This is a genomic window from Devosia sp. (genome assembly GCF_034675085.1).
In the GTDB taxonomy this organism is placed as follows: Bacteria; Pseudomonadota; Alphaproteobacteria; order Rhizobiales; family Devosiaceae; genus Devosia.
In genome coordinates this window covers 1-11,498 of sequence record NZ_JAUCDN010000082.1, presented here as the reverse complement: position 1 = coordinate 11,498, position 11,498 = coordinate 1, and the positions used below count along the sequence as shown (strand labels likewise).

Below are 11,498 nucleotides of genomic sequence, written 5' to 3'. Positions count from 1 at the left end.
CCCGCAAGGCGGCCGGGGCCAATATCGGAATCGGGGTGCCGGACGACTAGGTGCTGGTGCTGACCCGCGCCATGCTCATTCCGCGCGATGCCGGCCAGCCGGAACTGGCGCGCAGCTTCATCGATTTCGCGCTGTCGCCCGCCGGGCAATCGATCGCCGCCGGCGGCACGGCGCTGGGCTCGGTGATCCCCGGGGCGCAGGGGGAATGGACCAGCGAGGCGATCGCGGCGCGCGGGCGCGGCGTCATCCAGCCCATTCCGCTGGGCCCGGCGCTGCTGGTGTCGCTGGACCAGCAGAAGCGCAAGCGGTTCCTGGACAGCTGGAGCGAAATCGTGGCGCCGAAGCGGTGAGGGCGCTGGATCGGCAAGAGGACTCGTGCCCCTGGCGCATGGCTGGCTTGACCGAATTGGGTCTTCAAGACTGCCGGAGGGAGGCCCATCTTCATGGTCATGAAGGCGCCCGGCAATCCGGCCGGGTCAAAGAGAGGAAAAAGCCATGAGCACCGCCCGCAAATCTCTGTTTGCGACCCTTGGTAACGCCATCGATGTTTTCGGCAGCGCCGCTGCCGTCGCGTCCGCGATCGAAGGGGGCCGCGCGCCCAAGGCCAAGCACCTCAAGACCCTCGGCATCGACGCCGACGCCTTCCGGTCCATCGGCCGGTCGTAAGTCTCCCGACTGACCCGGTGCGGGGCGCTGCCCCCTCCCTGTGACCCGCATCGGCCAACCCCGATGGATCGAGAAAAAGCCCGGACGCTCCTGCACGGAGCCTCCGGGCTTTGTTCGTTCAAGGCTCGGTCAATCCTCGTCGCTGGCCAGTTGTCCCAGCACCTCGCCGCGCCCGCGCAGGCGCATCCAGAGCGGAAACAGCACGGCAGCGGCGGCCAGCACGTAAAGCGTGATGGCGATGGGCGACTGGAACAGGATGAGCGCATCGCCCTGGCTGATGGCCAGCGCCCGGCGCAATTGCTGCTCGGCCATGGGACCCAGAATGAGCCCCACCACCACCGGCGCGATGGGATAGCCGAACCGGCGCAGCAGATAACCCAGAATGCCGAAGCCGAGCAGCAGCAGCAATTCGAAGGAGAAGCGGATCGGCCCCAACTGCCCCGACATGGCGCCATTGGCCCCCAGCGTACCGAGCGTGGCGAACACCAGAATGCCGCCGTAAAGCCACGGACGCGGGATGGTGAGCAACCGCACCCACAGCCCGATCAGGGGCAGGTTGAGCACGATGAGCATGAAATTGGCCACCAGCAGGCTGGCGATCAGCGCCCAGACCAAAGCGGCATTGTTGGTGAACAGCAAGGGGCCGGGCTGGAGGCCGAATTGCTGGAAACCCGCCAGCATGATGGCGGCGGTGGCGGTGGTGGGCAGGCCCAGCGTCAGGAGCGGCACCAGCGTGCCAGCAGCAGAGGCATTGTTGGCCGCCTCGGGACCGGCCACGCCCTCGATGGCGCCGGTGCCGAATTCCTCGGGCTTTTTGGCGAAGGTCTTTTCCGCCGAATAGGATAGGAAACTGGCCACATCGGCCCCGCCCGCCGGCATGGCGCCGATGGGAAAGCCGATGGCGGTGCCGCGCAGCCAGGGAATCCAGCTTCGCTTCCAGTCCTCGCGCGTCATCCACACCGAGCCCTTGACCGCCAGCACCTCCTCATTGACCGCCGCCTTGTCGGAGGCAATCTTGAGGGTTTCCCCGATAGCGAAGAGCGCCACGGCGAGCGTCGTCACCTCGATGCCGTCGAGCAGGTCGGGAATGCCGAAGGAAAGGCGCGCCTGGCCGGTTTGCAGGTCGATGCCGATCAGGCCCAGCCCCAGCCCGATAAAGAGCGCGGTGAGCCCACGCAGGGCGGAATCCCCGAAGGCCGCCGAGACGGTGATGAAGGCCAGCACCATGAGGGCGAAATATTCGGCCGGGCCGAAGGCCAGCGCGAACTTGACCACCCAGGGGGCAACGAAGGCCAGGGCCAAAGTGGCGATGAGGCCGGCGATGAAGGAGCCGATGGCGGCGGTGGCCAGCGCCGGTCCGCCCCTGCCCTGCCGGGCCATCTTGTTGCCTTCGAGCGCAGTGACGATGGAGGCGCTTTCACCGGGCGTATTGAGCAGGATGGAGGTGGTGGAGCCACCATACATGCCGCCGTAATAAATGCCGGCGAACATGATGAGCGAGCCGGCCGGATCGAGCTTGTAGGTGACGGGCAGAAGCAGCGCCACGGTAAGCGCCGGGCCGATGCCGGGCAGGACGCCCACTGCCGTGCCCAGGGTGACCCCGATCAGCGCGTAGATCAGGTTCTGCCATTGCAGAGCGGCGATAAGGCCCTGGCCGAGAAGCGAGAATGTGTCCATTGCTGCGCCCTCTCCTTAATAAAACAGGCGCTCGAAGGGACCGGCGGGCAACGAGAGTTGCAGGCCCCTGGCGAAAATGAACCAGACGATGAAGGCAAAGACCGCCCCGACGGGAATGGTCTTCCACAACGGACCGCGCCCGAACCCCATGGCGGTGCAGCCGAACAGCACTCCCGTGGCGATGGAAAAGCCGGCCCAGGACAAAAGGAAGATCTGGGCGAGCAGGCCACCGACGATCCACAATATGGGCGCGATGGCGTCGTCAGAGCGCTCGGGAAAGCCCCGGCGCAGCGCCGAAACCACGGTGCCGACCGAAAGCGCCAGCAGGCCCACGGCGATGACATAGGGGAAAACCGTTGGCCCGACCCGCGCCTGCACCGGGGAGACGCGCATCTGGCTGGTCTGCCAGATGATGACGAGAGCGATGACGGCCAGGATCGCCGCGATGACAAGCGCCGCCCCATCGGGGCGGCGCGAGAGGTTGGATTGACCCGAACTCATTGCACCAGGCCAATATCTTTCAGGATGGCCTCGGTGGCGGCGATATCGGCGGCAAGCTGCGCGTCGAAAGCGTCACCGGCCAGGTAGGTATCGACCCAGCCCTTGCTGGCCAGGATCGACTGCCAGGTGGCCGACTTGGCCATCTTCTCGATATCGGAGGAGATCGCGGCCTTCTGCTCGTCGGTGATGCCCGGGGCAGCGGCGATCATGCGCCAGTTCTGCAGGGCGACATCGACGCCGGCTTCCATCAGGGTGGGGCCATCGACGCCCGGCACGCGCTCGTCGCTGGACACAGCGAGCAGGCGCAATTCGCCGGTCTCGATCTGGGAGGCGAATTCGCTGATCCCGGAAATGCCAACGGTCACCTGATTGCCCAGAAGCGCGGCCAGGGCCTCGCCGCCGCCCGCATAGGCGATATAGTTGACCTGGGTGGGATCGACACCCACGGCCTTGGCGATGAGGCCGGCCGTGATGTGGTCGGCGCCGCCAGCCGAACCGCCGGCCCAGGCGACGGCGCCCGGATTGGCCTTCAGCTTGGCCACCAGATCATCCATGGTCTGGATGTCGGACGCGGCGGGCACCACCACGGCAACGGCCTCGCCGGTGAGGCGGGCGATGGGGGTGACATTGGCCAGCGTCACCGGCGACTGGTTGGTGAGGATGGCGCCCACCATGACGTAGCCACCAACGATGAGGGCGCTGGGATTGCCCGTTTCCTGATTGACGAACTGGGCCAGGCCGATGGTGCCGCCGGCGCCGCCGACATTGGTGACCTGCACATTGCCCGAAATGCCCTCGGCCTGAAGCGCCTCCTGCATGGAGCGCGCGGTCTGATCCCAGCCGCCGCCGGGATTGGCCGGCGCCATGATGGTGTAATCAGCCGAAAAAGCGGGAACAGCCATAGCGCCCGAAATCAGCGCAGCCAGAAGCAGCTTGTTCACGAAGTCCTCCCTTGAAAAATCAGAACGTCTCATGTCGCGTTCGTGACAGGGAGAATAGAAGCCGTCCCTGTCACCGTCCTGTCAGCAGGGCCCCGGGGCCGTGCGACTTTGGTTTCGTGGGGGAAACGGCCAAAGACTGCACCCGCGAGGCGGCGAATGCAACAGGCGCCGGGGAAGCAGCGATGGGCCACGCGGGGCGCGGCCCATCGCTGGATCAGAACTTGATCGCCGGTGCGGAGGGCTTGGCTTCGGCCTCGGCGGCGGCGTTTGCGGCATGAACCTTTTGCAGTTCGAGAATCTGGGTGGTGTTGACGAGGAACAGCGCCATCTTTCCGTTCATGAACCAGACATTGAGCATCTCGCCGCAGGAAGCAGTGATATTGCCCGAATAGATGCGGCCGATATTCTCGTCGGTTCGGGAGAATATGCTGTCCACATCGCAACGCTCGTCGCCCGAGGCAATACGCACGCGCGTGGCTTCGTCCGCCGCCCAGACGGTGGCATCGTAATAGTCGTGGAACTCCTGGATGCGCGCGGGCGTATCGTATTTGCCGATTAAGCCGTCCATGATGGGTTGGCCGGCCACCTTCTCATCGGCATTGGAATATTGCCGCTCGCCGTAGCGCAGGATCCGGCCGATGGCGATCACGGGCTGATCGGGCTGGGTCGTGTCGTAGTAGAGCTTGATGGCCTCAGCCCCGATATCCTCGGGAATGCCCAGATCGTCGGGAACCGATTCAAACTCGTAGGGCGGGCTGAGAAACAGCACCGAATGCGCCAGGGTGGGATCGGCATCGCGCAGATTGTTTGCATTGACGATCTCGGACTGCTTGACCCGCCTGCCCTCGAAGGTGGATGCGATGATCGCCTCGGCTTCGGCCTTGGGCATGCCCAGGCGCACGCCGAGAATGTCATAGACGCCGCCGGCCTGAGCCTGGGCGCCCGGATCATGCGCCGGAATGGCGATATCGTGCCATTGGCCGGCGGACTGATAATGGAAGGCAACCGGCTCGATCTCGACGGCGAAGAAGCCGACGCCGCTCTGGGTGCCCAGAATGCGCTGGCGGGTGATCCGCACTTCGAGCGCCGCATTGCCGATAGTCCCTTCGGGCAGGGGAATGCCGTACCAGGCCGGATGGGCCTTGAGCACCATCATGCCGCCCACATCGCCACCAACGCCGAAAGGCAGGACGACGCTGCTGTCGGGGAAGGTTTCGAGCGTGACTTCCCTGGCGCCATCGGGCAAGCCGTGCCAGCCATATTTCCACTTGGAAATGGCGGTTTCGACCAGATTGCCCAAAAGCAGCTGCGTGCTGCCCTGCGGACGCCGATCATGCAGCTGGCACTCGGTTTCAACGTCGAACCAGCACAGGTCGGTCAGCATGGCCGTATCCGAAATCTTCTCCTTGACCGCGCCGAACCAGCTGTCCAGCGCCATCACGTCATCGGCATTGGGCGCACCCTTGCCACCCACCAGAGAAGGCGGCAGCAGCGAGGGCCAGGAAAACGGGGGAACGCGGTTGCTGGAGCGGATATTGCGTTCGGCGGCGAGCCGCATCTCGAAAGTCTGGTGGCGGAAGGAATCGGTGTCGGCGAATTCGGGGCGCTCCCGCGCCAGCAACATGCGGACATAGACCGGATCGAGCGGGAACGGCCCGTCAAAGGCGTGTGGGGTCTGGAGGGCGCTCTTGACGGCAGCCCCAGGCAGGGGAATCTCGCCGATCTTGTTTTGCATCAGAACCGAGGAATAAACGCTGATGCTCTGCGCGGTGATGTCCAGCACCGTGCGGTTGCCGTCACGGCGGGCGCCGGAAATCACCGCCTGGGTGACGGCGACGGGAAAATCATATTCCAGCGAGGTCGGTGTCTCGATAATCGTGCGCGCCGCGTCCATATCCAGCGCCCATTTGGTCGGCTGCCGGAAGGGCTCGGGCGCTTCAAGGCCATGGCCCGAATAGTGGGGAAAGACAGTCGTGCTGCTGATCTCGATTCCCAGCTCGCCATCTGCATAACGACCGTAGTTTATGCTGCGCACCATGGCGACCTTGAGCGGGAAGCTCGGCAGCTGGGCCAGCAGCTTATCGCGGAATTTGGCCAGAAAGGCGGTGCGCGAATCCTCCTGCGCGAACTGGTTGTCGCCGCGCCAGTCCGTCCCGGATTGATAATACATGCCACTCTCGCGGAAACGCTGGGCATGGAATGGGGAAATGAAGGGCTCGACTTCGTCGATATCCAATAGCGGCACGAAGAAGGACGTCATCCGCGGATCCTCGAGCAGGGTCGGATCGGAGGCCAGGATCAACACCCTGCCGAAACGGTCCCAATTGCTCTGATAAGCCCGATAACTGCCATCGCCGAGCACATTGCCCAAGGCGGAATTGGTGCCGGAGGCAAGAAGCACGGCGCCCTCGAGGGTGGGCAAGCCGGCAAACCCCAGGCTCACCGGCGCGGGGGCAGGACTGGCCGCCCCGACTTCTCCAGCGGCGGCCTTGAGTTGCTGGATCTGGTCGGCGGACAGGATCCCGGTGCGCTGGGCGCCGATGCTGCCCTGAAAGCTGGCCGCGGCCGCCCAGGATCCCTGACCGAAATCGCCGTCGACACTCCCTTGGTAAAAGCCCAGATCGGCCAGGGCGCGCTGAAGAGTTCTGCGCTCCTGCTTGCTCATCATGTCGTAGATCGGGCTGTTCTGCGCCACGCGGACCACATTGGCCGGTTCCGCCTGCCGGTAAAGCGGGGGGAGCGCCCCGGCAATCGGAGCGTTCATCAGAAACGAAGCGTCGCTAGACTGGGCGGAGCCGCCCAATGCCGCCAGAAATACAAATGCCAGCCCGATAGATTTCATGGTTCCCTCGCCAGTTGCAGGCAGAATGCATGCCACCCACAGCCCGTCAAGAGACCCTACCGGAGCCGTGTAACCCATTTTTGGCGCACTGGCTCATTCCAGCGCGGCCATGGGCCGGCGCGTCGCGAGGGGCAGGTGCCGGACATCCTCCATCGCCAAGCCTTATAGGCGGGCAAGACGGAGCGCTCTGGAGGCGAGAATGCCGAATATGAGGGGGAAATGGTGCCCGGGACCGGAATCGAACCAGTGACACGCGGATTTTCAATCCGCTGCTCTACCAACTGAGCTACCCGGGCAAGCGGGCGGAAGGACCGCCCGGCTGAAAGCCATCGGCCTTATAGGGGATGGGTTTTGTCCGTGCAAGCGGGAAAAGCGTATGTGGAAAAGGAGTTTGTGGACCCCGAAAAAATCAGGGGTCGAGCCCGTCGTCGTCCTCGGGAATGCCGGCATCCCCATCGTCCACCGGCTCGTCATCGCGGGCGGGAATGACATAGCCGCCCGAGAGCCAGCGGTTGAGATCGACATCGGCGCAGCGTTTGGAACAGAAGGGGCGAAACGTCTCGACGCTTGGCTTGCCGCAGATGGGACAGGGTTTTTCCATGGCTGTCAAACGCCCGAAAGGCTCGCCTGGTTCAACCAGTTGAAATGCACCGGATAGCCCTCGCCGGCCAGAAGCTGGGCGGTTTCGAGCAGCGGCAGGCCGACAACCCCGCTATAGGAGCCGGAAAGCTTGACCACGAAGGCGCCGGCAATGCCCTGGATGGCGTAGCCGCCGGCCTTGCCCTGCCATTCGGCGCTGGCCAGATAGGCCTCCATCTCGCGGGTGGAGAGGCGCTTGAAGCGGATGCGGGTTTCCACCAGGCGCTGGCGCTTGAGGCCGGCGGGGGTCAGTAGGGTGAGCCCGGTATAGACGCGATGGGCCCGGCCCGAGAGCAGGCGCAGGCAATCGCTGGCCTCTTCCATGGTCTCGGCCTTGGGCAGGATGCGCCGGCCCACGGCCACCACCGTATCGGCGGCGAGCACCAGGGCGCCCTGGCCGAAACCGGCGGAGCGCGCTTTGTGCTGGGCGGTCAGCGCCTTGAGATCGGCGAGGCGGCTGGCAAGCTTGCGCGGCAATTCGCCCTTTTCGGGCGTTTCATCGACATGGGCCGGAACCAGATGCTCAGGCTCGATGCCGATCTGGTTGAGCAGAGCGAGCCGGCGCGGCGATGCGGAGGCCAGGATCAGATCCGGGCGGCGGGCCATGGGCTCGTGCTCACTTGAAGCGGTAGGTGATGCGACCCTTGGTCAGGTCATAGGGTGTCATTTCGCACAACACCTTGTCGCCCGCCAGCACGCGGATGCGGTTCTTGCGCATGCGGCCTGCGGTGTGGGCGATGATCTCATGATCGTTCTCCAACTTGACCCGGAAGGTCGCATTGGGAAGCAATTCAACCACCACGCCCGGAAATTCGAGCACTTCTTCCTTCGCCATACTGTCTCCTGAAATGACCCATGGGGCATGGCCCTGCCGGCCCGGGGGGTCGCAAATTGGGCGGAACCTACTTCAAAACAAAGGCTTTGTGAACCTCTTCCACCGCGTCCCGCTTCATGGACCGGCGGGATGGCGGAAGCCACCGGTTCGCCACGCCTGCCAAGCGCGAAAGCGGCTCACTCTTTTGCCGGAAGCGCCTATGAAACCAGAGGCTCCAGACGTTCGCGCACCCGGCGCCGCAGATTGTCGCGCAGGTCGCGATAGGCATTGAGCACCGCCTCGCGATTGCCCTCGACCAGGGAGGGATCGTCCACCTGCCAGTTTTCGATGGCGCCAGCCTCCAGCCCCTTGCGGGCCACGGCCTCGGGCGCATCCTCGGAAAGGTTGATGACCAGATCGAAGCGGTTGGCGACCAGCTCGTCCAGGATATGGGGGGTATGCACGCTCATATCAATGCCGATCTCTTCCATGACCTCATGGACGAACCGGTCGGCCATGCCGCCATTGACGCCCACCGAGCGGGCGATGATGCGGCCCGGAAACGCCTGGCGGGCCAGCGCGGCGGCCATGGGCGAGCGCACCGAATTCATCGAGCACACGAACAGCACGCTGGGCAACTCGCTTTTGCTCTCGTCGATGCGGCTGGCATAGGGCTGAACGGCGCAGATGAGGGTGAAGAGGCGCCGGGCGGTGTTGAGATCGATGATGATCTTGTTGGTGAGGCGAGTGCGCAAAAGCTCGGCCGCCTCGTTGTGCATGCCGCGCCTTGCCATGTCGACGGTTTCGATCTGGAAGGGCTGGGCCGAGCGGATGGCCTCGTAATAGGCGTCGCGGATGCGGAAGTAATCGCGAATGAGGCGCCGGAAGGGAGTGAGCGAGAGATAATGGGCAGCAATGGGCTGGAAGGTCTCGGGATGGCGCACATCGAGCACGATGGAATTGCCGATGATGGAGACGTGCAGCGCGAAGGGCCCGGTGGCCTTCACACGGGCGGGACGGAAGGTATTTTCCTCCAACAGGTCATAAATGGCGATGCGCCATTCATGCACCTCGTCGGGATTGATCGAGGTGATGGTGTTGGGGTCGAGCGTGACGGTGACCAGGCGGTCCGTGCCCTTTGGACGCGCCTGGCTTTCCATCGAAATGCTCAATGGTTGAGCCTTATGGAAATGGACCGGCCATGCCCGTCCAGCGCCTCGACCTCGGCCAGGGTAACCGCCGCCTGGCTGAGCGCGGCCAGCGATGCCGGGTCGCAGCCCAGGATCGAGGTGCGCTTGAGGAAATCGAGCACGCCGAGCCCGGAGGCGAAGCGCGCCGAGCGCGCCGTGGGCAGCACGTGATTGGAGCCGCCTACATAATCGCCAATGGCCTCGGGGGTGTGGTGGCCGAGAAAGATCGCGCCGGCATGGCGGATGGCGCCCAGCAGCGCCTGCGGGTCGTCCAGCGCCAGTTCCACATGCTCGGAGGCGATGCGATTGGCAAGGCCAGCCGCCTCGGCCAGCGACGCAACGGTGATGACGGCGCCGAACTCATTCCAGCCTTCGCGCGCGATCGCCTGCTTGGGCAGCAGGCCCAGCTGGCGGTCCATCTCGGCCTCGACGGCGTCGGCCAGTCCCTTTTCGGTGGTGACGAGGATGGATTGGGCCCCTGCCCCGTGCTCGGCCTGGGCGATGAGGTCGGCCGCCACCCAGGCGGGATTGGCCGAGCCATCGGCAATGACCAGCACTTCGGAGGGCCCGGCGATCATATCGATGCCCACCTGCCCGAAGACCTGGCGCTTGGCGGTGGCGACATAGGCATTGCCCGGGCCCACGACCTTGTCGACGCGGGCAATGGTGGCGGTGCCATAGGCCAGCGCGGCCACGGCCTGGGCGCCGCCGATGCGATAGATTTCAGTGACGCCGGCAATGCGGGCGGCGAGCAGGATGGCGGGATTGATGACGCCATCGGGCGTGGGCACGACCATGGCGATGCGTTCCACCCCGGCCACGCGGGCGGGCACGGCATTCATCAGCACCGAGGAGGGATAGGAGGCGAGCCCTCCCGGCACGTAAATGCCCACCGCGTCGACCGGCGTCCAGCGCGTGCCCAGGGTAACGCCCAGATGGTCCTGATAGATATGATCGGACGGGAGCTGCTTTTCGTGATGGGCGCGGATGCGGTCATGCGCGGTTTGCAGCGCCGCCCGCACATGCTCGGGCACGGCGGCGGCAGCGGCCTCGATCTCGGCAGGCGTGACGCGCAGATCGGCAATGGAAAAATCGGTGCGGTCGAACTTATTGGTCAATTCGAGCACGGCGGCGTCACCGCGCGCGCGCACATCGGCAATGATGGCGGCGACGGCATCGTTGACGTCCTGGCTGGACTCGCGCTTGCCGTCGAGCAGGCGCTGGAAAGCCAGCTCGAAATCGGCCTGGGCACTGTCTAGGCGAATGGGCATGGATAATCCTCAGTCCAGATCATGGCTGGGGCGCGCACCGGCGGCCCAGGCCGCGCCCAGATCGGTCAGGCGCGCCTCAAGGCATTCGACGCCCAACCGCAGCGTACCGCCGCCGGCAAAGCTCAACTCGATGATGCCGGCCGGCCCATCGATGGGAGAAAAGGTGATGGCGAGCAATTCGAGCACGCCTTCGGGAGCAGCGGGATCAAAGCCATGGGTGGCGACCGACTGCACCCCGTCGAAATGCAGGGCGGCGCGCTTGCGCAGGCCTTTTTCGCGCCGGCCCCTGCCCGATTCCCAATCGAAGCGGTTCATCAGCAGCGCAAAGCGGCGGTCGGCGCGGGCATAGGCCATATCGGGGACGCGCACCACCGCATCCTGCACATGGGCGGAGAGGACTTCGAGGTCTTCGCTATCAAGCGCGATGAGCTTGAGATCGGTCATACGGTCTGCCCCTGCGAGGTGAGACGCCCCCAATCCGGGCACGCCGATCCCGATCTACAAGTTTGCGGGCGGGGGAGCAATGGCGGGATGGGGGCGACAAGTTTCTTGATAATAACTGACCGGTCAGTTATTATCGGCCGTATGAACAAGACCGTCAGAAAATTCCGCCGCCGCGCCGATGCGCGCCCGGACGAAGTGCTGGACGCGGCGCTGGCCGTGTTCGTGGACAAGGGCTTTTCGGCCGCCAAGGTCGAGGAGATCGCCCGGCGCGCCGGCGTGTCCAAGGGACTGGTTTATCTGTATTTCCCCTCCAAGGAGGCCCTGCTCGAAGGTATCGTGCAGCGCGCGGTGGCGCCGCTGGCGGCGTCCGCCCTTTCCGAGCTGGAACATTACAAGGGCAATCCGCGCATCCCCATCACCGGCCTGATGGTGCGGCTGGGGCATTTGCTGATGGACCCCGAGACGGTGGCGATTCCGCAGCTCATCCTGCGCGAGGCGATGAATTTTCCCGGC

At 64.9% G+C, this 11,498-nt stretch carries 13 protein-coding genes and 1 tRNA gene; 3 read left to right on the top strand and 11 right to left on the bottom strand.

What is annotated here, in order from left to right; all coding sequences use genetic code 11:
• Positions 1-50 precede the first annotated feature (50 nt).
• Both VDP82_RS07245 and VDP82_RS07240 read left to right on the top strand, forming a co-directional pair.
• Positions 51-350, top strand: a complete 300-nt coding sequence (locus tag VDP82_RS07245) for a hypothetical protein (RefSeq protein ID WP_323014181.1) — start codon at positions 51-53, stop codon at positions 348-350.
• 145 nt (positions 351-495) lie between these two features.
• Positions 496-666, top strand: coding sequence for a hypothetical protein (locus VDP82_RS07240; RefSeq protein ID WP_323014180.1), 171 nt, complete (start codon positions 496-498; stop codon positions 664-666).
• Positions 667-795: 129 nt separating this feature from the next.
• On the opposite strand, the gene VDP82_RS07235 is transcribed toward VDP82_RS07240, so the two are convergent.
• The 11 genes from VDP82_RS07235 to VDP82_RS07185 form a co-directional block, all read right to left on the bottom strand.
• Positions 796-2,343 carry a tripartite tricarboxylate transporter permease gene (locus VDP82_RS07235; RefSeq protein WP_323014179.1) on the bottom strand — a complete coding sequence of 516 codons (1,548 nt, stop codon included), beginning with the start codon at positions 2,341-2,343 and terminating at the stop codon, positions 796-798.
• Positions 2,344-2,358: 15 nt separating this feature from the next.
• Positions 2,359-2,844 (bottom strand): tripartite tricarboxylate transporter TctB family protein, encoded by a 486-nt coding sequence (locus VDP82_RS07230; RefSeq protein ID WP_323014178.1) that lies wholly within the window; start codon positions 2,842-2,844, stop codon positions 2,359-2,361.
• Positions 2,841-3,746, bottom strand: coding sequence for a Bug family tripartite tricarboxylate transporter substrate binding protein (locus VDP82_RS07225; protein ID WP_416347088.1), 906 nt, complete (start codon positions 3,744-3,746; stop codon positions 2,841-2,843). Before VDP82_RS07225 ends, VDP82_RS07230 begins: the two co-directional genes overlap by 4 nt.
• A gap of 253 nt (positions 3,747-3,999) precedes the next feature.
• On the bottom strand, positions 4,000-6,627 hold the full coding sequence (locus tag VDP82_RS07220) for a peptidoglycan-binding domain-containing protein (RefSeq protein ID WP_323014176.1): 2,628 nt from the start codon (positions 6,625-6,627) through the stop codon (positions 4,000-4,002).
• 220 nt (positions 6,628-6,847) lie between these two features.
• Positions 6,848-6,923 (bottom strand) — tRNA-Phe (locus VDP82_RS07215).
• A 113-nt stretch (positions 6,924-7,036) separates the two neighbouring features.
• Positions 7,037-7,228 carry a DNA gyrase inhibitor YacG gene (gene yacG / locus VDP82_RS07210; RefSeq protein WP_323014175.1) on the bottom strand — a complete coding sequence of 64 codons (192 nt, stop codon included), beginning with the start codon at positions 7,226-7,228 and terminating at the stop codon, positions 7,037-7,039.
• Positions 7,229-7,233: 5 nt separating this feature from the next.
• Positions 7,234-7,872, bottom strand: a complete 639-nt coding sequence (locus VDP82_RS07205; protein WP_323014174.1) for a Maf-like protein — start codon at positions 7,870-7,872, stop codon at positions 7,234-7,236.
• Positions 7,873-7,882: 10 nt separating this feature from the next.
• Positions 7,883-8,101 carry a translation initiation factor IF-1 gene (infA, locus tag VDP82_RS07200; RefSeq protein ID WP_323014173.1) on the bottom strand — a complete coding sequence of 73 codons (219 nt, stop codon included), beginning with the start codon at positions 8,099-8,101 and terminating at the stop codon, positions 7,883-7,885.
• A 197-nt stretch (positions 8,102-8,298) separates the two neighbouring features.
• Positions 8,299-9,252 carry a UPF0262 family protein gene (locus VDP82_RS07195; protein WP_323014172.1) on the bottom strand — a complete coding sequence of 318 codons (954 nt, stop codon included), beginning with the start codon at positions 9,250-9,252 and terminating at the stop codon, positions 8,299-8,301.
• Positions 9,249-10,541 carry a histidinol dehydrogenase gene (gene hisD, locus VDP82_RS07190; protein WP_323014171.1) on the bottom strand — a complete coding sequence of 431 codons (1,293 nt, stop codon included), beginning with the start codon at positions 10,539-10,541 and terminating at the stop codon, positions 9,249-9,251. Before hisD ends, VDP82_RS07195 begins: the two co-directional genes overlap by 4 nt.
• A gap of 9 nt (positions 10,542-10,550) precedes the next feature.
• Positions 10,551-10,985, bottom strand: a complete 435-nt coding sequence (locus VDP82_RS07185) for a DUF2948 family protein (protein ID WP_323014170.1) — start codon at positions 10,983-10,985, stop codon at positions 10,551-10,553.
• 141 nt (positions 10,986-11,126) lie between these two features.
• Between VDP82_RS07185 and VDP82_RS07180 the strand changes: the two genes are divergently transcribed.
• Positions 11,127-11,498 (top strand): helix-turn-helix domain-containing protein (locus tag VDP82_RS07180; protein WP_323014169.1); only part of this gene is annotated, 372 nt, incomplete at its 3' end.